The sequence below is a fragment of the Micromonospora sp. NPDC127501 genome (assembly GCF_040302185.1).
In the GTDB taxonomy this organism is placed as follows: Bacteria; Actinomycetota; Actinomycetes; order Mycobacteriales; family Micromonosporaceae; genus Micromonospora.
The window spans coordinates 330,682-353,476 of the sequence record NZ_JBEORJ010000003.1; the positions used below are offsets into that span (position 1 = coordinate 330,682).

At 69.4% G+C, this 22,795-nt stretch carries 17 protein-coding genes; 6 read left to right on the top strand and 11 right to left on the bottom strand.

Annotated elements, in window-relative coordinates; genetic code table 11:
* Nucleotides 1–10: 10 nt before the first annotated feature.
* The 4 genes from ABTW72_RS08910 to ABTW72_RS08925 all read right to left on the bottom strand — a co-directional run bounded on the left by ABTW72_RS08910 (nucleotide 11) and on the right by ABTW72_RS08925 (nucleotide 4,668).
* A complete protein-coding gene (locus ABTW72_RS08910) occupies nucleotides 11–1,375 on the bottom strand; it encodes a hypothetical protein (RefSeq protein ID WP_350856123.1) in 1,365 nt (454 codons plus the stop codon).
* Between the two features lie 22 nt (nucleotides 1,376–1,397).
* Complete coding sequence (locus ABTW72_RS08915) at nucleotides 1,398–2,552, bottom strand: phenylacetate--CoA ligase family protein (protein ID WP_350856126.1); 1,155 nt, start codon at nucleotides 2,550–2,552, stop codon at nucleotides 1,398–1,400.
* 213 nt (nucleotides 2,553–2,765) lie between these two features.
* Complete coding sequence (locus ABTW72_RS08920; protein ID WP_350856129.1) at nucleotides 2,766–3,533, bottom strand: class I SAM-dependent methyltransferase; 768 nt, start codon at nucleotides 3,531–3,533, stop codon at nucleotides 2,766–2,768.
* On the bottom strand, nucleotides 3,451–4,668 hold the full coding sequence (locus tag ABTW72_RS08925) for a hypothetical protein (protein WP_350856132.1): 1,218 nt from the start codon (nucleotides 4,666–4,668) through the stop codon (nucleotides 3,451–3,453). The genes ABTW72_RS08920 and ABTW72_RS08925 overlap by 83 nt, the downstream gene beginning before the upstream one ends.
* 420 nt (nucleotides 4,669–5,088) lie before the next feature.
* Here ABTW72_RS08925 and ABTW72_RS08930 point away from each other — a divergent pair, with 420 nt between their 5' ends.
* Both ABTW72_RS08930 and ABTW72_RS08935 read left to right on the top strand, forming a co-directional pair.
* Entirely contained in the window at nucleotides 5,089–8,196 is a 3,108-nt protein-coding gene (locus tag ABTW72_RS08930; protein WP_350856135.1) for a M14 family metallopeptidase, read from the top strand.
* 100 nt (nucleotides 8,197–8,296) lie between these two features.
* A complete protein-coding gene (locus ABTW72_RS08935) occupies nucleotides 8,297–9,205 on the top strand; it encodes an NAD(+)/NADH kinase (RefSeq protein ID WP_502892179.1) in 909 nt (302 codons plus the stop codon).
* Nucleotides 9,206–9,239: 34 nt separating this feature from the next.
* Here the strand turns inward: ABTW72_RS08935 and pgm are convergent, their stop codons facing one another.
* Nucleotides 9,240–10,883 (bottom strand): phosphoglucomutase (alpha-D-glucose-1,6-bisphosphate-dependent), encoded by a 1,644-nt coding sequence (gene pgm / locus ABTW72_RS08940; protein ID WP_350856141.1) that lies wholly within the window; start codon nucleotides 10,881–10,883, stop codon nucleotides 9,240–9,242.
* A 31-nt stretch (nucleotides 10,884–10,914) separates the two neighbouring features.
* Nucleotides 10,915–12,147, bottom strand: coding sequence for a glucose-1-phosphate adenylyltransferase (glgC, locus tag ABTW72_RS08945; protein ID WP_091401467.1), 1,233 nt, complete (start codon nucleotides 12,145–12,147; stop codon nucleotides 10,915–10,917).
* Nucleotides 12,148–12,219: 72 nt separating this feature from the next.
* On the opposite strand from glgC, the gene glgA reads away from it, so the two are divergent.
* The gene (gene glgA, locus ABTW72_RS08950) at nucleotides 12,220–13,431 is read left to right on the top strand and encodes a glycogen synthase (RefSeq protein ID WP_350856144.1); all 1,212 of its coding nucleotides are present in this window, start codon (nucleotides 12,220–12,222) and stop codon (nucleotides 13,429–13,431) included.
* A 33-nt stretch (nucleotides 13,432–13,464) separates the two neighbouring features.
* On the opposite strand, the gene ABTW72_RS08955 is transcribed toward glgA, so the two are convergent.
* The 3 genes from ABTW72_RS08955 to ABTW72_RS08965 form a co-directional block, all read right to left on the bottom strand.
* A complete protein-coding gene (locus ABTW72_RS08955) occupies nucleotides 13,465–13,860 on the bottom strand; it encodes a fluoride efflux transporter FluC (protein WP_350856147.1) in 396 nt (131 codons plus the stop codon).
* Nucleotides 13,860–14,270 carry a fluoride efflux transporter CrcB gene (gene crcB, locus ABTW72_RS08960; RefSeq protein ID WP_350856150.1) on the bottom strand — a complete coding sequence of 137 codons (411 nt, stop codon included), beginning with the start codon at nucleotides 14,268–14,270 and terminating at the stop codon, nucleotides 13,860–13,862. The genes ABTW72_RS08955 and crcB overlap by 1 nt, the downstream gene beginning before the upstream one ends.
* A 90-nt stretch (nucleotides 14,271–14,360) precedes the next feature.
* A complete protein-coding gene (locus ABTW72_RS08965) occupies nucleotides 14,361–15,305 on the bottom strand; it encodes an inositol-3-phosphate synthase (RefSeq protein ID WP_350856153.1) in 945 nt (314 codons plus the stop codon).
* Nucleotides 15,306–15,667: 362 nt separating this feature from the next.
* Between ABTW72_RS08965 and ABTW72_RS08970 the strand changes: the two genes are divergently transcribed.
* The 3 genes from ABTW72_RS08970 (at nucleotide 15,668) to glgB (ending at nucleotide 20,945) form a co-directional block, all read left to right on the top strand.
* Nucleotides 15,668–16,468 (top strand): hypothetical protein, encoded by an 801-nt coding sequence (locus ABTW72_RS08970; RefSeq protein WP_350856156.1) that lies wholly within the window; start codon nucleotides 15,668–15,670, stop codon nucleotides 16,466–16,468.
* 176 nt (nucleotides 16,469–16,644) lie between these two features.
* The gene (locus ABTW72_RS08975) at nucleotides 16,645–18,855 is read left to right on the top strand and encodes an alpha-1,4-glucan--maltose-1-phosphate maltosyltransferase (protein ID WP_350856158.1); all 2,211 of its coding nucleotides are present in this window, start codon (nucleotides 16,645–16,647) and stop codon (nucleotides 18,853–18,855) included.
* Nucleotides 18,843–20,945 (top strand): 1,4-alpha-glucan branching protein GlgB, encoded by a 2,103-nt coding sequence (gene glgB, locus ABTW72_RS08980; protein WP_350856161.1) that lies wholly within the window; start codon nucleotides 18,843–18,845, stop codon nucleotides 20,943–20,945. Before ABTW72_RS08975 ends, glgB begins: the two co-directional genes overlap by 13 nt.
* A gap of 254 nt (nucleotides 20,946–21,199) precedes the next feature.
* Here glgB and ABTW72_RS08985 read toward each other — a convergent pair whose 3' ends face one another.
* Both ABTW72_RS08985 and ABTW72_RS08990 read right to left on the bottom strand, forming a co-directional pair.
* Entirely contained in the window at nucleotides 21,200–21,640 is a 441-nt protein-coding gene (locus ABTW72_RS08985; RefSeq protein ID WP_350856164.1) for a DUF4304 domain-containing protein, read from the bottom strand.
* Nucleotides 21,641–21,769: 129 nt separating this feature from the next.
* A complete protein-coding gene (locus ABTW72_RS08990) occupies nucleotides 21,770–22,765 on the bottom strand; it encodes an alpha/beta fold hydrolase (RefSeq protein WP_350856167.1) in 996 nt (331 codons plus the stop codon).
* Between the last annotated feature and the right edge of the window lie 30 nt (nucleotides 22,766–22,795).

Genomic DNA, 22,795 nt, shown 5'->3' on the forward strand with positions numbered 1-22,795 from the left:
CATCCCTCGGTCAGGCCCGCCACGTAGTCCGCAGGTCCGCGGCAAGCGGCCACCTGACCTCCGGCTTCCGGTCAACGGAATGTCGACCCGGCATCCGATTCTTCAACAGCAACAGCAGCGCGAAGACGGGCAGTGCGGCGACCGTGTGCTGAAGGAAAGCGATCATGGCGTCGGGGTAACCGCTGGACCAGAGCAGCGGGCCAGCCAGCACGAAGCAGAAGAGGCTGAGCCGGATCGGTCCCGGCGCGCCGCGTGCCCGGAGCAGGAGTAGGGCCAAAGCCGCCCAGCCAGCGAAGTAGACCGGCACCCCCAGCCAGCCGACGAGGAAGTACACGTTGCCGAGCGCGAGAAAGCTGTACGACGAGGTCGCCGAGCCGCCGAGGTACTGGTTTATCAGGACTCCGGTCGAGATGGTCGGCCGGTCCGCGTCGAGGATCCGTGGCACCAGGCCGTACCGGACGAATTCGCTTGGGCCGGGCTGCCCGACGTCCACCGGAACGTCGTACTCGGCCGCGTGAGCGAGCTGCAGATCGAGCCGCATCCGGTCCTGGGCACTGACATCGTCGGCCACGCTAACCCCGCCATCGACCCGGATGTCGTTGCGCACGGCGAACAGCGTCGGCCACGCCAGCAGGAGCACCACACCGAGGATCACCACCTCCCGCAACCGGAACAATCCGCAGATCGCGCCGGCGCCGGCGACGAACGACAGGAAACCGAACAGCGGAGATGTAATGCCGGTCAGCGCCGCCGTCGCGATCTGTCCGGCGACCAGGAGGCCGATCCAGCCGAGCACCCTGGTGCGGTTGGCAAGGCCACCGAGGAAGCTGGAAAGCAGCAGCGCAAATGCCAGGTAGGACCACCCGGCCGAGAGCGCGGCCACCCGCGCGACCGGGGAGGCGGCTACCTCGTCGCCCAACTGGGTGAAGATGGTCCCCTGACCGGCACGGGCCCCCGTGATCGAGGCGGCGATGCTGACCACGGCGACCAGCCGAGCCACCAGATACTGGTGGCAGTGGGACGCGTTCACCGCGGCGATGCCTGGCCGCCAGCGGCGTCCAGGACGAGCCATACCGGCGGCCGTCTCGACAAGTAGCGTGCCGATGAGCGCCGCACTCAGCAGCCGAAGGATGAAGGCGGTCTGCGGGTTGGCGTTGAACACGGCCATCGGCACAAAGAGCAGCGCGTACGGCGCCGCTACCAGAATGGTGATCGGGTAGTGCCGCAGGAACCAGATCACCCTCCCGCCGGAATTGCGCGCGGATCGCTGCGGAGATGGCAACCGGTGCGGTGTGGTTCCCGTCGGAGACGAGAAGGCAACCCGAGTAGTCGGCACCACTGTCAAACGACGCTCCCCCTCGTCAGAAACGGACATCGGTCCAAGGCACCCGTCGGCTTCACGGCACGAAGAGGGCATGCTTCCCGGCCCGAGTCCGGGCGGGATCGGAGATCTGGGCGAAGCTGATCGAGTCCGCGATCAGCTCGGGATGGTCCTTTCGCAGTTCGCGCACGAAATAGGCGCCGACGTCCGCCAGGTCGAGTCGCCGGTCGGCCTCGACGTGGATACGCAGTGCGTCCGGACGCACCTGCCGGAACTGAACTCCGATGATGCCCGGGTACGACTTGAGGATGTGGACTGGAAGGATGGCGGACAGGTCGAGGAGTCCTCGTGCCGAACCGACCCGGACGATGTCCTGCTGCCGGCCAAGGACCGCGCGGAACGCCAGAGCGTTACCGTCCACCACGTCGCTCGGCTCGACGCGGTCGCCGATTGCGTAGTGCACCAGCGGGAAGAGACGATCCGCCAAGGTGGTGACACTGAGTTCACCGTCACCGTCGGTAAGACAGACGAAGCTGTCCCAGATGACTCTGATGTCCCGCGTGCTCCGGTGGGACATGGCGAGCACGCCCGTCTCGGCCGAGCCGTACTCAATCACCGCCGGGACCTTGAACACCCGCTCGACCATGGCGATGTCAGCGTCGCTGGCCGTCTCGGCACAGAGGACCACCGCCCGCAGCCGCCGCGGTTCCCCCAGGTCGAGTTGGTTCCGTTCGATGTACCGCGCCAGTTTGAACACCGCTGAGGTGTAACCCGTGAGCGCTACCGGATCACGCTGGCGCACCGCCAGGTAGTGCATGCGCAGTGACGGTTCGCTGAGATCGTAGGCATTGAGTCGGGTGACGTTCACGACCAGGTCAGCGAGCCTTCGCTTTATCTGGGCCAGCTGGCCGGGCAGGCCGGCGCCGAAGAGGTGGGAATGCCCCCACAGCAGCACCGCCGGATCGGTCGGACGGACCCCCGCCCAGTGCCGGCCGAGGTACGCGTCGACCCACCGCCCGTCGGCTTCATCGGCGCCACGGGGATATCGCGTCGGCTGCCCGGTGCTGCCTCCGGTGGTGTAGGCGTCGCGGATCCGGCCGTTCTGAAAGATCTCGTCCTGCCGGGCGATGAGGACTTCCTTGGTCAACGGCGGGAAACCACGCAGGTCCCCGAGCTGGTCGATCCGATCCGGAAGACCGTGCTCGCGGCGCCACGACCGGTAGAACGGCACCTCGGCGATGCAGTACGTCCACACCTCGTTGAAGCGTCGTACCTGGTGCCGTTCGATCCGCGTCCGGTCCCGTGCCTCGTCGTACAGGGCGACCTTCCGCGCCAGCGCTTGGTGACGGGCACGCAGGACTGCTCGACCAAGCCAGGAACGGTCCACTTGGCCTACACCTCTCAGTCGATGTCAGGGTTGATGGGGGATCGCACGGGCCGACGCTCAGGGGTCGAGGGGCCTGCGTCCGAGCAGGTAGATGTCCGAACAGAGAGTGGGTCGGCTACGAAGCACCCGGTCCACCACTGGGGTCAACGTCCGGACGAGCGGATGGGCGTGGCCGCGGCCCAGCCAGTTGCGACCGATGATCCGCACGCTCGTCAGCCTCATGTCCCGAGCTATGTACCGCAGGTCGTCGACGTCGGGTTCCCGCACGTGGCCGCGAAAGTGCGGGCGCTCATACCAGTCGGCCATGGACGACCACTTGCCACGCCCCAACGGGACGGTCACACGTTTGCGGAGGTTGACGCAGTTGGGTACGCCGAGCAGGAACCATCCGCCGGGGCGCAGCGCCGTCGTCACCTCAGCGAACAGACGCTTCGGTGAGCTGTGCCAGTGCTCCATGCTGTCGAAGGTGGTGATGACGTCCATCGAGCCGGGCGCCAGGCCCAGTCCATCCCGGACGACGTCGCGGACCTCGATCTTGACGCCGACACCGCGATGCAGGTCGAGCAACTCGTCGGTACGGGTTTCATTCCCGGGGTCGGCGAAGTCGTCGATCAGGGTGACGGACATCCCCGCTGCGGCGCACCCGACCGAGAAGAGCCCTGTCCCGCCTCCGATGTCGGCAACCGCCCCGGCGGGCACGAGCCCGGACACCAGCCCGATATGGAACGTCTGCCGCTCCACCTCATGCTCGAGTGCTGCCCGCCACTCCGGCGGGTAGCGCGTGGCCAATCTCCGCAGTTCCTGCCTGATGGCGTCTGCCTGCATGCTGCTTCCCTTCTGAACCGATGCTGCTCCTGTCCGTCAAACGAAGCAGCACGAACACTGGTACCGCCGAAACCGCGTGCTGAATGACGGCGATCATCGAATCGGGGTAGGTGCTGGACCACAGCAGAGGGCCGGCGAGCGTGAAGCAGAGCGCGGCAAGGCGCATCGGACCGGGCGCTCCGCCGACCCGCAGCAGCAGCACCATGAGGGCCGACCACAGCCCGTAGTAGGCGATGACCGCCCACGGTCCGTCGAGGAAGTACACGTTGCCCAAGGCCAGGAAGCTGTAGGCCGAGGTGGCACTGCTACCGAGGTACTGATTGATCTCCACTCCGGTGGAGATGGTGGGTCGGTCGGTGTCGAGCACCCTGGGCACCAGCCCGTACCGGAGGTAGTCCACCGGACCGGGCTGTGGCAGGTCCACCGGGACCCGGTGGTGGGCTACTGCCGACATCTGGAGGTCCAGCCGGAGGCGGTCCTCGGCGGTGACCTGCTCGGACACACTGACCCCACCGCTCTGGCGGATGTCGTTGCGCAACTCGAATAGGGTGGGCCAGGCAAGGGCGACCACCACCGCGGCAACCGCGAGGTAGCGGGCCCGGATGACTCCGGAGATGGCGCCAGCCGCCGCCACGAATGAGATGAACCCGAGCAGGGGCGCGGCACGGGCTGTCATGACGACGAGAAGCGCCTGGGTCAGCGCCAGCGCGAGCAGCCAGCCACCAACCCTCCGCGTGCTGGCACGGCCGCCCAGGGTGGACGCGATCAGCAGAGCGACGGCAAGCGTCGACCAGCCGGAGACCAGAGCGGTGAGACTGCCGAGTGGTGAGTCGGGGAGGCCCCCGGAGACCTGCGTGAAGATGGTTCCACGCCCGACCACTGCACCGGTCAGATCCGCGACGATGCTGGCCACGGCGACGCAGCGAGCGACGGCGTAGATGCGCGGATGACCGTTCACCGCCCGTACGCCGCGAGCCCAGCCGAGCGCTGAGCCACGCAGCGGCAGCGCGGCCGTTTCGACCAGCAGACTGCCCGCCAGTGCCAGTCCGACCAGACGCATCAGAAATCCGAGGTCGGGATTCTCGTACACCACAGCCATCGGAAGGATGAACAGCACGTACGGTGCGAGCACCACCAGGCTGACCGGATAGCACCGGAAGATTCGTGCGGCCCACGGTCCGGCCGAGCCCGAGCCGGCGCCCACGCCGTCGCGCCCAATTGGACGCCGAGCCGGCGCTGCGGGAGGGCTGAGCACTCCGGCACCCCTCACCGCGCCACCCGTGCCCAGCAGGATCCGTCGTTCATTCGACGAGTTAAGACCATCTCACCCATAAAACACACGAGAGCACCATAGCTGGGCGAAACGGACAGCAACCGAGAAGTCGCCCAGAAGCGGTTGACACCCCCCTGCCAAGCTGCGGCTGATGTCACGGCAGGACATCACAACTGGCACCGGCACCGACACGGCCAGTCACCTCTCGCCCATCGACCTATTGACACCGATAACGCCGCACCGAAGGCTCGCGCCTACAGGTCCTTCACCCAAGGAGGCGCGATGAGACCGAGACGACTGGCGATCGCCGGCGTGGTCACCCTGCTCGGCGCACTGGCACTGACCCCACCGGCCAGCGCGCGGCCGCCGTCCGACCCGGGCGTCCGCGACGGCCTGGAGGTGTACGTCGGCACTGTCGACGCGAAACAGCGGGAGCAACTGCGCGCGGCGGGGGTCGACCTCGGTCACGACGCGAAGGTGGACGCGTCCGGCCGCACGACGGTCGAGACGGTCCTCAGCCGACGGCAGGCGAAGCGGTTGACCGACAAGGGCGTACCGCTGTCGGTGAAGAAGGTGCGAGGCAAGGACGCGTCGCAGGCGCTGCGGGAGCAGGCCGCAGCCGGCTGGACGAGTTTCCGTCCCTACGGTGAGCCGGGCGGCCTGCGAGACGAGCTGAACGCCACCGCGGCCCGGTATCCCAAGCTGACCAAGGTGGAGACGATCGGTCGCAGCCAGCAGGGGCAGCCGATCGTCGCCGTGAAGGTCACCAAGAACGCGCGGACCGTCGCGGACGGCCGGCGACCGGCGGTGCTCTACGCCGGTGCGCAGCACGCCCGCGAGTGGATCACGCCGGAGATGACCCGCCGGCTGATGCATCACGTGCTGGGCAGCTACGGAACCGACCGGGAGATCACCCGACTGCTGGACACGACCGAGCTGTGGTTCCTGCCGGTCGCCAACCCGGACGGCTACGACTTCACGTTCACCCCCGGCAACCGTTTGTGGCGCAAGAACCTGCGGGACAACAACGGCGACGGGCAGCTCGGCTCGGGCGACGGCGTCGACCTCAACCGCAACTTCAGCTACAAGTGGGGGTACGACAACGAGGGCTCGTCGCCGGAGCCGAACAGCGAGACCTACCGGGGCCCGGGCCCCAACTCCGAGCCGGAGACCAAGGCCCTGGACCGGCTCTTCAAGCGGGTCGGGTTCGAGTTCTTCGTCAACTACCACTCGGCGGCAGAACTACTGCTCTACGGCATCGGCTGGCAGGTGAGCACCCCCAGCCCGGACGACGAGATCTACAAGGCGATGGTCGGGGACGACGCGCACCCGGCGGTGCCCGGCTACGACCCGGACATCTCGGCGGAGCTGTACACCACAAACGGTGACACCGACAGTCACGCCACCGTCAGGTACGGCACGCTGGGCTTCACCCCGGAGATGTCCACCTGCGAGGCCGCCTCGGCCGTCGACCCGGACGACCAGTGGCGCCCCGAGGACTGCGTCAGCGGTTTCATCTTCCCTGACGACGAGGCGCTGATCGCTGGCGAGGTGAGCAAGAATCTGCCGTTCGCGTTGGCCGTGGCCCGGTCGGCGGCGGACCCCGACGAGCCGGTCTCGGTGGTCGGTCGGAGCACTCCGGACTTCGTGGTCGACGCCTTCGACACCTCGTACGGGCGCACCCAGCAGGTCGCCTCGATCACCCGTCGGGCGCTGAGGAACGTGCGGATGCACTACACGGTCAACGGTGGGCGGCCGAAGACGGTCGCGGTCCGCGAGTGGCGCGGCGGCGAGCGGTACGGCGACACACACGACGACTACTACGCCGAGCTACGGGGCACGGTCAGCGGCGCGAAGCCGGGCGACCGGGTGGAGGTCTGGTTCACCGGGAACAAACCGCGTGCCGGGGTGGTGGCCAGCGAACACTTCACCTATCGGGTGCACAACGACGTCGGCGGCGACGTGCTGGTCCTCGCGGTGGAGGACGTCACCGGCGTCAGCCCGGCGCAGACCGGTACCACCGCGAAGTACGCCGACGAGGTCGCGGCGTCGCTGGGCGCAGCCGGGCGCAGCAGTGACGTGTACGACTTCGACGCGATGGGCCGCAGGGCGCCGCACCCGCTCGGCGTGCTGTCGCACTACCAGGCGGTGGTGTGGGAGACCGGCGACGACGTGATCCTGCGCTCCCCCGGTCAGGTGGCCGGCACGACGGCCAGGGCGGCACTGGAAACCGAGCTGGCCGTTCGGGACTACCTGAACGAGGGCGGCAAGTTGCTGGTCAGCGGCCAGTACGCGTTGTTCGCGCAGGGCGCCAACGGTTCGTACGTCTATCACCCGGACGCGCCACCGGAGTGCACCGACGCCGAGGCCGCCAGCTGTCTGCCGTTGTTGAACGACTTCCAGCAGTACTGGCTGGGCGCGCACACCTACGTCAGCGACGGCGGAACCGGCCCGGACGGGGAGCCGTTCCCGGTCGCCGGGACCGACGCGGCGTTCACCGGCTTCGACGGGCAGCTGAACGCATCCGGCTCGGCGGAGAACCAGGCGCACACCGCGTCGTTCCTGACCACGTCGAGCTTCCTGCCGCCGGACGAGTTCCCGCAGTTCGCCAGTTCCGCGCCGGTGGGCTGGACGCGACCGGGCGGCGCGCCGTTCGATCCGCGTACGGGTGAGTGGTACCTGTACAGCGGGCAGACCGACGAGTCGTACAAGCGGCTCACGCGCACGGTGGATCTCACCGGGGCGAGCAGCGCAGAGTTGCGCTTCTTCACCTCCTACGAGATCGAGCAGGACTGGGACTTCATGTTCGTCGAGGCGCACGAGGTGGGTAGCGACGACTGGACGACCCTGCCGGACGCCAACGGCAAGACCAGCACGGTCACCGGGGACAGCTGCGCCGAGGGTTGGGTGGAGCAGTTGCACCCGTTCCTCGCGCACTACCAGGGCGCGGACTGCTCCCCCACCGGGAGCACCGGCAGCTGGAACGCGGCGAGCGGGTCGTCGGGAGGCTGGAAGGAGTTCGTGGCCGACCTGTCGGGCTACGCCGGTAAGCAGGTCGAGGTATCGATCACGTACGCCTCGGACTGGAGCACCCAGGGTCTCGGCGTCTTCCTGGACGACGCCCGGGTGCTGGCCGACGGGTCGACCGTGGCGGAGACCTCGTTCGAGTCGGCCGACCTGGGTGGCTGGACGGTGGCCGGCCCGCCGCCCGGCTCCGCTGGCAACGCCAACGACTGGTCGCGCAGCCAGCAGGCGTTCGAGGAGGGCTCGGTGGTGGTCACCGGGGACACGGTGTACCTGGGCTTCGGGTTGGAGGGTCTGCCTCCGGCGGCCCGCGATGACCTGGTCGCCCGCTCGCTGACCCACCTCACCGGGCAGCCCCGCCCCTGATGGTGGCGAGGTGCGCCGACGGTTCGCGGACCGTCGGCGCACCTTCGCTGTACGCCGGGTACGGTCGCCGCCGATGTGGTGAGCTGTACGGGTGTCGGGGCTGGGACTTGTGCTGCACCCCACCCGGGATGTCACCGAGGTGGTCGGGATCATCGAACGGTGGGCGAAGCGTCACCACAAGACGCTGATGGTGCGCGAGGAGGACCAGCACCGCGTCTCGTCCTGCATCGTGCCGGTGCCGGCGGACGAGGTGGCGGCCCGCGCCGACGCCTTGATCAGCGTCGGCGGCGACGGCACCATGTTGGGTGCGCTGCGATCCGCCGTCCTCGACCCGAAGCCGGTGCTCGGCGTACACCTGGGTCGTGTGGGTTTTCTCGTCGAGATCGAGCCGCCGGAGCTTCCTGAGGCGCTGAGCCGGTTGCTGTCGAAGGAGTTCACCATCGAGTCGCACGCCTGCCTCGCCTGCGACGTGTGTGGCGACGACGTGGTGGCGTTCAACGACATCGCGCTGGTGCGCCAGCCCGGCTCCGGCTTCGTCAACGTCACACTCGCCATCGACGGCCAGCAGTACGGCTACTACCGGTGCGACGCCGTGGTGGTCAGCACCCCGATCGGCTCCACGGCGTACAGCTACGCCGCCGGCGGCCCGCTGATCTCCCCGGCGGCGGACTCGATGGTGATCACGCCGGCGGCGCCGATGGCCGGCATCTCCCGGTCGGTGGTGCTCTCACCGAGCGAGAAGATCCGGCTGGAGCTGGAGCCCGACTCGTCGCCGGTGGTGGTGGAGATGGACGGGTTGGTGTTCCGCGACCCGGCCACCGAGGGAGCGGTGGAAATCAACTACCGCCGCAACGCCGGCCTGGTGGTGCGCTTCGACCCGCTGCGCTACCAGGAACGCAACCAGTTGAAGATGACGCTGCTCGACCTGCCGTTCCTCCCCGAGCAGCTGCGCGAACTGCTCCCCGAGGAGCTGCGCCGCACCCAGCGGGAAATACCTCCGCCCTGCTGACCCGCCCCCAACCTCATCCTGTTGATCAAAGGGCTCAGGCCTGGGCCAGGACCGAGTCCACCAGGTTCTTGGCTTCTTCCTGGATTTTCTTGAGGTGGTCGGGGCCTTGGAAGGACTCGGCGTAGATCTTGTAGACGTCCTCGGTGCCGGAGGGCCTCGCGGCGAACCAGCCGGACTCGGTGCTGACCTTGAGGCCGCCGATCGCCGCGCCGTTACCAGGTGCGGTGGTCAGCGTCGCGGTGATCGGTTCACCGGCGAGCTCGGTCGCGGTGACCTGCTCCGGGGAGAGCTTGCCGAGCACGGCCTTCTGCTCCCGGGTGGCCGGGGCGTCGATCCGGGCGTACGCGGGCGCGCCGAAGCGTTCGGCCAACTCCGCCCAGTGCTCGCTCGGGCTGCGGCCGGTGGTGGCCTGGATCTCGGCGGCGAGCAGGCAGAGCAGCAGGCCGTCCTTGTCGGTGGTCCAGGTCGAGCCGTCGCGCCGCAGGAACGACGCCCCGGCGCTCTCCTCGCCACCGAAGCCGACAGCGCCGTCCAGCAGGCCGGGTACGAACCACTTGAAGCCGACCGGCACCTCGAGCAGCGGCCGACCCAGGTCGGCGGCGACCCGGTCGATCATCGACGAGGAGACCAGGGTCTTACCCACCGCGGCGGCCGGCCCCCACTCGGTGCGGGTGCGGAAGAGGTGACGAATCGCCACGGCCAGGTAGTGGTTGGGGTTCATCAGCCCGGCGTCCGGGGTGACGATGCCGTGCCGGTCGGCGTCGGCGTCGTTGCCCGTGGAGATCTGGTAGTCGGCCCGCGCGGCGATCAGCGACGCCATCGCGTTCGGCGAGGAGCAGTCCATCCGGATCTTGCCGTCGCCGTCCAGGGTCATGAACCGCCAGGTCGGGTCGACCGTCGGGTTGACCACGGTCAGGTCCAGGCGGTGCCGCTCGGCGATCTCGCCCCAGTACGCCACGCTCGCCCCGCCCAGCGGGTCCGCGCCGATGCGGATCCCCGCGTCGCGGATGGCGTCGACGTCGATCGCGGCCGGCAGGTCGTCGACGTAGTTGGCGAGGAAGTCGTACTCCCCGGTGGTGTCGGCGGCCCGCGCCCGCGCGTAGGTGATCCGGCGGACCTCCTTGAGCCCGGCGGCGAGGATGGCGTTGGCCCGGTCCTGGATCCACCGGGTCACGTCGGTGTCGGCCGGCCCACCGTTGGTGGGGTTGTACTTGAAACCGCCGTCGTCGGGCGGGTTGTGCGACGGGGTGATGACGATGCCGTCGGCGAGCCCGCTGGTCCGCCCACGGTTGTGCGTGAGGATCGCGTGCGACAGCGCCGGGGTCGGGGTGTAACCGTCGCGGCTGTCCACCAGCACGGTGACCCCGTTGGCCGCGAGCACCTCCAGGGCGTCCACCGCGGCCGGCGCGGAGAGCGCGTGGGTGTCCCGGGCGAGGAAGAGCGGCCCGTCCAGCCCCTGCTCGCGCCGGTAGTCGCAGAGCGCCTGGGTGACCGCGAGGATGTGGTCGGAGTTGAACGCGTTGCGCAGGCTGGAGCCGCGGTGGCCGGAGGTGCCGAAGGAGACCTGCTGGGCCGGGTCCGCGGGATCCGGATGCTCGGCGTAGTAGGCGGTCACCAGGCGCGGCACGTCGACCAGGTCGGCGGGCTCGGCGGGCTGGCCGGCACGGGGGTGGGTCACTGCGGGATCCTCCTCGGGGAGTGCCTCTCGGTCACGGCACGACCTTCTGGCCCTTGCCGATCACCACGATGCCGTTGTCGGAAACGGTGTAGCGCTGCCGGTCCTTCTCCAGGTCGACGCCGATCTCGACGCCCTCCGGGACGAACACGTTCTTGTCCAGGATGGCCCGCCGGACCACCGCGTGCCGGCCGATCTCCACACCCTCCATCAGCACCGAACCCTCGACGTGCGCCCAGGAGTGCACCCGCACCTTCGGCGAGACGATCGAGTTCTCCACCAGCGAGCCGGAGATCACCACACCCGGGGAGACCATCGAGCCGACCGCCCGGCCGACCCGCTCACCCCACTGGTGCACGAACTTCGCCGGCGGCCACGGCGGCTGCTCGGTGTAGATCGGCCAGTCGAAGTTGTACATGTTGAAGACGGGGTGCACGTTGATCAGATCCATGTGCGCGTCGTAGAACGAGTCGAGCGTCCCCACGTCCCGCCAGTAGCCGCGATCACGGTCGGTGCTGCCCGGAACCTCGTTGTCGCGGAAGTCGTAGACGTTGGCCTCGCCGCGTTCGACGAGCATCGGGATGATGCTGCCGCCCATGTCGTGCTTGCTGGACTTGTCTTCGGCGTCGCGCTCGACCGCCTCGCAGAGCGCCCGGGTCGTGAAGACGTAGTTGCCCATCGAGGCGTAGATCTCATCCGGCGCGTCGGGCAGACCGACCGCGTCGGTGGGCTTCTCGCGGAACGCCCGGATCCGCTTGCCGTCCTCGCCGACCTCGATGACGCCGAACTGGTCGGCCATCGACAGCGGCTGCCGGATGCCGGCCACGGTCACCGCCGCACCGGAGGCGATGTGGTCCTCCACCATCTGCCGCGGGTCCATCCGGTAGATGTGGTCGGCGCCGAAGACGATCACGTAGTCGGGCTGCTCGTCGTTGATCAGGTTGAAGCTCTGGTAGATGGCGTCGGCCGAGCCGGCGAACCACCACGGGCCACGACGCTGCTGCGCCGGCACCGGGGTGACGTAGTTGCCGAGCAGCGTGGACATCCGCCAGGTCTTGGTGATGTGTCGGTCGAGGGAGTGGGACTTGTACTGGGTCAGCACGACGATCTTGAGATAGCCGGCGTTGGCCAGGTTGGAGAGGACGAAGTCGACCATGCGGTACATCCCGCCGAACGGGACGGCCGGCTTGGCCCGGTCCGTGGTGAGTGGCATCAGGCGCTTGCCCTCCCCACCCGCCAGGACGATCGCGAGCACCTTGGCAGCCATGCCCCGACGCTATCCACCCTCGCCCCACTTCACCACTCGTACGGGGAGTCTTCTGCACTAGGGTGCGGGGTCATGACGGAACCCATCCCGCTGCGCGTCGATCTGCTCACCCGCGAGTACCCACCGGAGGTCTACGGCGGCGCGGGCGTGCACGTCGAGTACCTGGCTCGGGAGTTGCGCCGCCTCGCCGACGTACGGGTGCACTGCTTCGGCCTGCCGCGCACCGAGCCGGGCGTCACCGCGTACGCCGAACCGCCGGGCCTGACCGGCACGAACGCCGCGCTGCGCACGATGGGCGTGGACCTGGAGATGGCCGCCGGCGCGGCCGGCGCCGACGTGGTGCACAGCCACACCTGGTACGCGAACCTGGCCGGCCACACCGCGAAACTGCTGCACGGGGTGCCGCACGTGGTGACCGCGCACAGCCTGGAGCCACTGCGTCCGTGGAAGGCCGAGCAGCTCGGCGGCGGATACGCGCTCTCCTCCTGGATCGAGCGCACCGCGATGGAGGCGGCCGACGCCGTGATCGCGGTCAGCGGCGGCATGCGCAACGACGTGCTCACCGCGTACCCGCAGATCGACCCCGACCGGGTCCGGGTGGTCTACAACGGCATCGACACCATTCAGTACGCGCCGGACCAGGGCACCGAGGTGCTCGACCGGCTCGGCGTCGACCCGTCCCGCCCCAGCGTGGTCTACGTGGGCAGGATCACCCGGCAGAAGGGGCTCCCGTACCTGTTGCGGGCCGCCCGGGAGTTGCCGGCGGACACCCAGCTCGTCCTGCTCGCCGGCGCGCCGGACACCGCCGAGATCGCCGCGGAGGTGGAGGAGCTGGTCGCCGAGTTGCGGGCCAACCGCTCCGGCGTGGTCTGGGTGGCCGAGATGCTGCCCAAGCCCGAGGTGATCCAGGTGCTCACGCACGCCACCGTCTTCGTCTGCCCGTCGGTCTACGAACCGATGGGCATCGTCAACCTGGAGGCGATGGCCTGCGAGACGGCCGTGGTGGCGACCGCGACCGGCGGCATCCCCGAGGTCGTGGCCGCCGACGAGACCGGCCTGCTGGTGCCGATCGAGCAGGCCACCGACGGCTCCGGCACCCCACTGGACCCGGACCGCTTCGTGGCCGACCTGGCGGCCGCGATCAACACGCTGCTCGCCGACCCGACGCGTACCGAGCGGTTCGGCCTGGCGGGCCGGCGGCGTGCGGTGGAGCACTTCTCCTGGGACGCCATCGCCCGGCAGACGCTCGACGTCTACCGCTCGCTGCTGGTGCGGGGGTCCTGACGGGGAACGCCGCTGGACCGGCGGTGCCGGTAACTAGATCAAGCTGCCGAGCCACAGGCCGAGCGCGGCCAGCACGAGGCTGGCGCAGAGGCTGCCGAGCACGTTGAAGGCCTCGACGGCGGCGTTCTTGCGCAGCAGTCCCAGGGAGTGCCATTCCTCGGTGGAGAAGGTGGTGTACGCGCCGAGGAAGCCGACGCCGACGATCGTGGCGAAGTCCTGCGCGCCGGCGGCGGTGTGTTTCACCGCGTAGCCGGTGACGATGCCGAGCACGAAGGCGCCGGAGACATTGATCAGGAAGGTGCTCGCCGGGAAGGACTTGCTGGGCCCGGTGGACCGCGCGCTCCACCACGGCTTCACCAGCGCGTCCACCCCGGCTCGGGACAGCGCACCCAGCCCGCCGGCCAGGAACACTCCGATGCCCACCCACATCACGCACCCCTTCCCGCCGGGTGCCCCACCCGCAGCTCCGCCAGACGGGCGCCGAGCGCCGCCGCGATCACCCCGCCGACGATCGACACGACGAGGTAGGCGATGCCTATTCCGCTGCGCCGCGCCCCGATGAGTTGGTCAGCCTCGACGATGAAGTGCGACCAGGTCGTGAACCCTCCGATGAGTCCGGTCGACAGAAACGGCTTGCCCCACGGGCCCGGCAGCCGGTGTGCCGCGAGCAGCGTCATCACGGCGCCGAGAGCGAAGGCACCCACCATGTTGATCACGAAGGTGACCCAGGGGAAGTCAGGTGGTGTGGACGGGGCGAGGCCGAGCCCCAGCAGGTAACGCAGGGTGGCACCGATGCCACCGCCGACGACGATCGCGAGGATTGTCGTTCGCCCATTCACTCACCGTCGTCCTCCCCTGACGCCCCGGCTGGGCAGCCCTCACCCGTACGGTCGACGCCCGCTGATCTCCCCGACGCCCTGGGACAGGGCTCAGATCGCCGTTCCAGGCGGAGATTTGAGCAACGAGGTCGCCTGCGCGGGATGACCGGCGTGCCCGTTGCGGAGCGCGCTGGCCGCGATGCGGATCAGGTCGATATTGACGCCGGCAGCGCCACTGGGGTCGTCCACCCTCAGTTTCACGTCGAGGCTCACCACCGTTTCGCCCCAACCCTGCGCCTCGATGTTGAGGTGCGCCACCTTCTGTGATCGGAGGTGTGGCAGGTAGCCGAGCGGAGCCACCTCGACCTTGTCGGCGTCCGGCAGGGCGTTGAGCTTGGACTGCTTCTTGGTGTTGGGGTTCTCGACCAGGTTGCGGAAGTCCTCGGTGCCGCCCAGATTGACCTGGTAGGAGCTGACCAGCGTGAGGCCCCGCTCCTGGAGTAACCGCAGCAGCGCGTTGTGCACCACGGAGGTGCCGAACTGGCTGGCCAGGTCATCTCCGAGCAGCGGCAGACCGGCCGCCTCGAAGCCGCTCAGCACCTGCGGATCGCGGGCGACCGGGTCGGCGGTGGTGTTGATGAAGGCGACGCCCGCCGTGCGCGCCGCCTCGGCGTACGCCCGGGCGACCTCCGGTCGGCCACTGGGGGCCGAGTAGAGCAGCACCTCCGACCCGGCCAGTGCCGCCGTCACCCGTTGCACCTCGCTCGCGTCGACGAGGCCCTTCGTGACCGGCACACCCGCGCTCGGCAGGTCGCAGTTCAGCCGAGGGAAGTTGTTGGGCGCCAGGAAGATCGCCTCGGTCAGGTCCCGACCGACCTTTTCCGCGGAGGTGGCGAAGGCCGCCACGACGTCGATGTCCCCCACCCCGAGGCCGTCGATCATCGGCCTGCGGATTCCGACCAGACTGCCGCTCTGGCGGTAGAGAGCAAGCCCCTGCACCAGTGCCGAGGTGTTGTTACCGACACCGACAACCGCGACTTTCACCCGTTCGATCATGGCCGGAGGCTACGGCACCTCCGGTGTGGTGCTCCGCCCCTGCGGGACCATCATCGACGCCGGTCGTCCAGCTTGGCGGCGACGGGCATCCGGAGTTCATCCCACCGGCCTGGCTCAACCCCGACCGGCTCCCCCGCCGCAACCACTACCACCGGCGCAGATAGCCAACGACGCCGCTGCCGGCAGCCCGATCGCGGGGCGCACGTCACGTGACGTGGAGGGTGGCGGCGAGCTGGGCCAGTTCGGGCGGCGCCAGGGCAAGGGGTCGTTCGTGGCACCGAACCCGCCGGCCTGACTCCCTGGGCCACCGCTCGGAGGTATTCGCTCGACGCTGGGTTGACCGGCCGCCACGATGTGGGGCCATGGCCGACGACGGGTTGAGACATCTCCTCGAGACGTGGGCGGACGTCGATCCGGCGCGGTACCCGTTCGACCCGGGCGAGATGTCGGTGGCGGTCCGGACGTTGGTCCCTCCGCCGCCTGCCCGGCCGACCTTCGGTGAGGGTGGGTGGGTCGGATTTTCCGAGGCCTCCGCCTGGGTCGACTCCGTCAGCGTGCTCCTGTCCGACCGGTACGGCCCGTGGGCCGACCACTGGTACTCGGGGCCCTGGGAGAGGGAGCAGTTGGGCTTCGTGACCGATCGCATCCCGACGTCGGCTGACGCTCCTGCGTTCGTCGCCGATTCGTTGCTGGCCTGGCGGCGCTGGTTGGAGAGCCTCGCTGAGCGTTTCGACCGCATTCTGCCGTCGCTCTCTCCGACGCGGGCCGCCAGTGCGGCGGATGCCGTCGCCGCCTGGGAGGCCGCCGTCGCGCAGCTGATGACGTTTGCCGCCGCCCCCGTCGTCGACAACGAAGGCTGGCCGGGGTGGTGTGATGTCACACTGCGGTGGTTCCTCACCGCCGCCGGCATACCGGCGGAACGAGCGCAGGCTGTGGTCGACGGAGCGCTCAGACGGTTCGGCTGGTGGGCGCCGCTGACCGCGGTGGAGATCGGCGAGGTCGCCGAGCGGGTCGCCCGCGACGTGCTCAGCCCCACCGGGATCGCGCCGGCCGACCGAGTCGACAACTGGCCCGACACCTGGCCGGACGGTTGGCCGTCCTGGCGGGCGTCGAACACCGCCCCGGGCGCGGGGCCGCCGTCCGACCACGGGCACCACAGGTGATCTCACCTCGGCGCAGCCCGAAGATCCGCACAACGTCGGGGACGTTGCTGCGTCGACCACGCCTCTGGGCAGCAACGTCCCCGAAAGTGCGCGGATCGTGCCGCGCGTTCCCAGGTGTGGGGCGGACCGGCCGGCTTGGCCGCGCGCGAACGGATCTCGCGCAGTAGGTTGGCGGGGTGACTGGACGGTTCCCGATCGAAGACGTCTCCCCCGTCGTCTCGTGCGGGCGATACCCGGCCAAGGCGGTGGTCGACGAACCGGTTCCGGTGTCGGCGCGCGCCTACCGGGAGGGGCACGACGCGCTGGGCTGCAACGTGGTGTGGGCTGGTCCGGACGGCGCGAGCCGGCCGTTCACCCGGATGCGCCCTGGCGAGCCCGGCCAGGACCGCTGGCACGCCACCATCACACCGGACGCCGTCGGCTCGTGGACCTTCTCCGTGGAGGCATTCCAGGACCCGTACCTGACCTGGCAGAACGCGGTGACCAAGAAGATCGCCGCCGGGCAGGGGCCGGAGGACCTGGCCAACGACCTGGCCGAGGGCGCGCGGGTGCTCGCGGCCGCCCGGGGCCTCGTGCCGACCGCCGACCGGCCCCGGGTCGCCGACGCGCTCACCGCGCTGGTCGACACCGATTTGCCGCTGGCGCAGCGGGTCGACAGGGCGCTGGGCCTGGCCGACCTGCTCTGGGACCACCCGGTCCGGGAGCTGGTCACCGCCGGTGACACGTACTCGATCTGGGTTGACCGCAAGCGGGCGCTCTACTCGGCCTGGTACGAGTTCTTCCCCCGCTCCGAAGGGGCGGTGGGTGGCCGGTCCGGCACCTTCGCGACCGCCACCGAGCGGCTGCCAGGGGTGGCCGCGATGGGCTTCGACGTGCTCTACCTGCCGCCGATCCACCCGATCGGCCGGGTCAACCGCAAGGGCCGCAACAACGCGCTGACCGCCGGGCCGACCGACGTGGGCTCGCCGTGGGCGATCGGCGCCGCCGAGGGCGGCCACGACACGATCCACCCCGACCTGGGTACGCCGGCGGACTTCCGGGCCTTCATCCAGGCGGCGGCGGCACAGGGCCTGGAAGTGGCGATGGACCTGGCGTTGCAGTGCGCGCCGGACCACCCGTGGGTCGCCGAGCACCCGGAGTGGTTCACCACCCGGGCCGACGGCAGCATCGCGTACGCGGAGAACCCGCCGAAGAAGTACCAGGACATCTACCCGGTCAACTTCGACAACGACCCGGAGGGCATCCGGGCCGAGGTGCTGCGGGTGGTGCTGCACTGGGTCGGCGAGGGAATTCGGATCTTCCGGGTGGACAACCCGCACACCAAGCCGTTCGACTTCTGGCACTGGCTGATCGCCGAGGTCAAGGCGGTCGACCCGGACGTGCTGTTCCTGGCCGAGGCGTTCACCCGGCCGGCCATCATGCACGGCCTCGGCAAGATCGGCTTCACCCAGTCGTACACCTATTTCACCTGGCGCACGACGGCGGCCGAGATGCGGGCGTACTGCGAGGAGCTGATCGAGGCGGCCGACTACATGCGGCCGAACTTCTGGCCGAACACCCCGGACATCCTGCACGAGTCGTTGCAGCACGGCGGCCCGCCGATGTTCAAGATCCGGGCGGTGCTGGCCGCGCTGCTCTCCCCCTCCTGGGGCCTGTACGCGGGCTACGAGCTGTTCGAGCACGTGGCCCGACCGGGCGCCGAGGAGTACCTGGACAACGAGAAGTACGAGCTGCGACCACGGGACTGGGCCGGCGCCGAGGCGCAGGGCCGCTCGCTGGCGCCGTTCCTGGCCACCCTCAACCGGGTACGCCAGCACAACCCGGCCCTGCACCAGCTCCGCAACCTGCGCTTCCACGAGATCGACAACCCGGCGCTGCTCTGCTGGTCCAAGCACGACCCGGAGACCGGCAACACGGTCATCGTGATCTGCTCGTTCGACCCGCGCGTCGTGCAGTGGGGCAACACCACCCTCGACATGCCGGCGCTCGGCTTCGACTGGCACGAACGGTTCACGGTGCACGACGAGCTGACCGGCACCAGTTACGACTGGGGTCAGCGCAACGCGGTACGGCTCGACCCGTACCTGCAACCCGCGCACGTGTTGACAGTGCGTCGCCCGACCCCGCCGACCCAGCCGCAGCCGGCCGGCGCCGAGCCGGCCGACCTCACCGTCGCCGAGGTGCCGGACGATCTCTCCGGCGGCACCGCGCCGACGACCCCGGCCACGAAGACCCCGGCCACGACGACCCCGGCCACGAAGACCCCGGCCACGAAGATTCCGGCCACGACGACCCCGGCCACGGTGGCGTCCCGGCTGTCCGCCGCCCGCTCGTCCCGTTCCGCGCCGACCGCTCCCGCCCCGAAGGACGCCCGATGGACCAGCTGATCTCCGGCGCGACGCACGACCCGCACGCGCTGCTCGGCGCACACCCCGCCGACTCCTCCACCACGATCCGCACGATGCGCCGGGGCGCCGGGGACGTCGCGCTGCTCGTCGGCGACGAGCGGTACCCGATGAAGCGAGTGCACGACGCGGGCGTCTTCGAGGCGCAGGTCGACGGCACCGTGCTCGACTACCGGGTGGAGGTCGACGGCACCGCCCACGACGACCCGTACCGCTACCCGCCGACCCTCGGCGAGCTGGACCTGCACCTGATCCGCGAGGGCCGGCACGAGCGACTGTGGGAAGCGCTCGGTGCCCGGGTCTTCGACGAGGGCGTGGCGTTCAGCGTCTGGGCGCCCAACGCCCGTGGGGTGCGGGTGATCGGCGACTTCACCGGCTGGGGCCCCGACGACGGCTGGCCGATGCGGTCGCTCGGCTCCAGCGGGGTGTGGGAGCTGTTCGTCCCCAACGCCCGGGCCGGGGCCCGCTACAAGTACCGGGTGCTGGGCGCCGACGGGCAGTGGCGGGACAAGGCCGACCCCCTCGCGGCGTACGCCGAGGTGCCGCCGGCCACCGCCTCGGTGGTGCACCACTCGACGTACCGGTGGGACGACGCGGACTGGCTGGCCCGGCGGGCCGAACGGCAGCCGCACCAGGAACCGATGAGCGTCTACGAGGTGCACCTCGGCTCGTGGCGGCCCGGCCTGGGCTACCGCGAACTGGCCGAACAACTCACCGCGTACGTCACCGAGCTGGGCTTCACGCACGTGGAGTTCCTGCCGGTGATGGAGCACCCGTTCGGCGGCTCCTGGGGCTATCAGGTGACCGGCTACTACGCGCCGACCTCCCGGTTCGGCGACCCGGACGAGTTCCGCCACCTCGTCGACCGACTGCACGCCGCCGGCATCGGCGTACTCCTGGACTGGGTGCCCGCGCACTTCCCGAAGGACGAGTGGGCCCTCGCACGGTTCGACGGCACCCCGCTCTACGAGCACCCCGACCCGCGGCGCGGCGAGCACCCCGACTGGGGCACGTACGTCTTCGACTTCGGCCGCAACGAGGTACGCAACTTCCTGGTCGCCAACGCGCTCTACTGGTGCGACCAGTTCCACGTCGACGGGCTGCGGGTCGACGCCGTCGCCTCGATGCTCTACCTGGACTACTCCCGCAACCACGGCGAGTGGGCCCCGAACAAGTATGGCGGCCGGGAGAACCTGGAGGCCATCGCGCTCATGCAGGAGGTGAACGCGACCGTCTACAAGCACCACGCCGGCGTCGTCATGATCGCCGAGGAGTCGACCGCCTGGCCGGGCGTCACCCGCCCCACCGCCGACGGCGGGCTGGGCTTCGGGTTCAAGTGGAACATGGGCTGGATGCACGACACCCTGCTCTACACCTCGAAGGACCCGATCTACCGCCAGCACCACCACCACCAGCTCACCTTCTCCCTGGCGTACGCCTGGAGCGAGAACTACGTGCTGCCCATCAGCCACGACGAGGTGGTGCACGGCAAGGGCTCACTGGCCGGCAAGATGCCCGGCGACACCTGGCAGCGGTTGGCGAATGTCCGCGCGCTGCTGGCGTACATGTGGGCGCACCCCGGCAAGCAACTGCTCTTCATGGGCTCCGAACTGGCCGACGACCGGGAGTGGAGCGAGGAGCGCGGCCTCGACTGGTACCTGCTGCACGACCCGGCCCGCGCGGGTGTGCAACGACTCGTCGGTGACCTCAACCGGGTCTACCGGGAAACCCCGGCGCTCTGGGCACAGGACACCGAGCCGGCCGGGTTCCGCTGGATCGCCGGCGACGACGTCGCCAACAACACCGTGTCGTTCGTCCGGATCGCCCCGGACGGCTCGACGCTGGTGTGCGTGGCGAACTTCTCCGCCCAGCCGCTGCACGACTACCGGATCGGCCTGCCGGCCGGCGGCACCTGGCAGGAGGTGCTCAACACCGACGCGCACCACTACGGGGGGTCGGGGGTGGGCAACCTTGGCGAGGTACGGGCCGAGAACGTGCCGTGGCACGGAATGGTCGCCTCGGCGGCCCTCCAGGTCCCGCCGCTGGGCGCGGTCTGGCTGCGGCAGGGCTGAGCGGCTGACCCATCCCCCATCATCAGTTGATGCGTGGTAGTCAACCCCGCTCCGCCTCGTCGATCATGGAGTTGTGGTGGGCGACAAAGTGCCTGCATAGCACCAAATCAGGCACCACAGCTCCATGATCGACCGAGAAGCGTCGCCTTTCTCCGCGATCTTGCACTTTCTGTCGCGACATCTGGCGGCATTCGGCATATTTCGGCGACCGAAACTGCAAGATCGGCACTTGGTGGGGGCGATCCCGTCAGGCGTCAGGCCTGACGGGACGCCGCGATCGACGCCCGGTCGAGCAGTCGGACAAGGACAGGAATCTCCCGATGGAGGACGCGCTCCAATTCATCGACGACGGCGGTGAGCGTCGCCTCGGAATCGACCATCCAGCGCATCGACGTGTCGCCGAACCGAGGATCGAACCGGGTCGACCAGAGGCAGTCCGCCACCGAAGGCAGCTCACGCTTACCCGGAATGGCGCTCCGACTCCAATCCCATTTGGCACTCATAAGGAATCCGGCGTTGACGTAGAAGGGCCGCCGCGATGGGTTCGACGCGTCAGATGTCTGCACATCGACTACGAGCCAGTCGCCAAGCGGCGATCGGAGACGAAATTCACGGCCGGCGGCAGAGAACCCGTACTCAGCAAGGATTCGGCCTATTTCCCTGACCACGACGTCGATCGGTGACCGGGATTTCACACAACCAACTCCCTCGCCCCTCGTCGCCTGCTCGCGTGGTCGGATGGGACCGTAGCGCGGCACGGCAAAGTTCGCCGTGGGGCTGAGGCGGCCCGGTCATGCCGGCCGATGTCCACGAGGATTCGCTGGTCAGTTGAGGAACGCGGAGATGTCGGCGGCTATCTCGTCCGGGTATTCGCCGTTGAGGGCGTGCGAAGCGTCCGGGTAGGTCTTCACGGTGCCGTGGGTCAGGGACCGCTCCGCCAGCTTCGCGGCCTCGCCAGCGTCGTGCAGCCGGGACTTTCCCGCCATCAGGACGAGGACCGGAACGTCGACCGCGGCGAGTTGGTCCTCGGACGGCCGGGTCGGGGCGGCCAGCTTCATCACGTACGCCTGCATGCCGGCCTCGATCATCCGGGCGACCGGTACGTCCTCCACGGGGGCGCCGTTCGCCGTCCAACTGGTGAAGCTGTCGCGCCAGGATCGGGGCGCCCAACGAACGCTCACCGGGATCGACCGCAGCACCACCTCCGCTGACAGACCAGCGAAGACCAGGACCGGATCGAGCAGCACGACACTCCCCACCTTCTGCGGCCGGTGCACCGCGAGGTTCATCGCCGTCCAACCGCCGAACGACACGCCGACCAGGTGGATGGTCGGCTCGGGCAGCGCCAGCAGGACCTCGTGCAACCACTGCGCGTGCGCGGTCGTGCCCGTGATGGGGCGCTGCTGAATGCTCATACCCGGCTCACCGAGCAGGTCGACGGTGTAAACGCCGCGCAGCCGCAGCAACGACGGCAGGTTGTCCGCCCAAACCGGTGACGCCGACGCCCGGCCGGGCAAGAGCAGCAGGGGCGCCGCTGCCGGCTCGGTGCCGCCGCTGAAGTGGTAGAGCCGTACGACGCCGTATCCGGTTCGGACATCGAGCGTGCGGTCGGGGGCCGGCAACTGCGCCATCGCCTCCCGGTACGCACCGACGAAACGATCGTGGGACTCCGTCGACGTGAAGTAGCCGACGGGTGCTGGGTCGCGCAGCGCGTACGCGATCGCCACCGTGATCACCGCGAGCACTGCGGCCGCCCGGATCAGAAGGTGTCGATGCGCCCGCAGGAATCCGCCCACCCTCCGAACGACCTTCATCACCATGAGGTCAGATTACTAACCGCATGGTAGAAA

Bases quoted from the DNA above. Each gene is read 5' to 3' on its own strand.
- ABTW72_RS08910 (WP_350856123.1), bottom strand. From the start codon at position 1,375: ATGTCCGTTTCTGACGAGGGGGAGCGTCGTTTGACAGTGGTGCCGACT.
- ABTW72_RS08920 (WP_350856129.1), bottom strand. From the start codon at position 3,533: ATGCAGGCAGACGCCATCAGGCAGGAACTGCGGAGATTGGCCACGCGC.
- ABTW72_RS08930 (WP_350856135.1), top strand. From the start codon at position 5,089: ATGAGACCGAGACGACTGGCGATCGCCGGCGTGGTCACCCTGCTCGGC.
- glgC (WP_091401467.1), bottom strand. From the start codon at position 12,147: ATGGCTGCCAAGGTGCTCGCGATCGTCCTGGCGGGTGGGGAGGGCAAG.
- glgA (WP_350856144.1), top strand. From the start codon at position 12,220: ATGACGGAACCCATCCCGCTGCGCGTCGATCTGCTCACCCGCGAGTAC.
- ABTW72_RS08955 (WP_350856147.1), bottom strand. From the start codon at position 13,860: ATGTGGGTGGGCATCGGAGTGTTCCTGGCCGGCGGGCTGGGTGCGCTG.
- ABTW72_RS08965 (WP_350856153.1), bottom strand. From the start codon at position 15,305: ATGATCGAACGGGTGAAAGTCGCGGTTGTCGGTGTCGGTAACAACACC.
- ABTW72_RS08970 (WP_350856156.1), top strand. From the start codon at position 15,668: ATGGCCGACGACGGGTTGAGACATCTCCTCGAGACGTGGGCGGACGTC.
- glgB (WP_350856161.1), top strand. From the start codon at position 18,843: ATGGACCAGCTGATCTCCGGCGCGACGCACGACCCGCACGCGCTGCTC.
- ABTW72_RS08990 (WP_350856167.1), bottom strand. From the start codon at position 22,765: ATGGTGATGAAGGTCGTTCGGAGGGTGGGCGGATTCCTGCGGGCGCAT.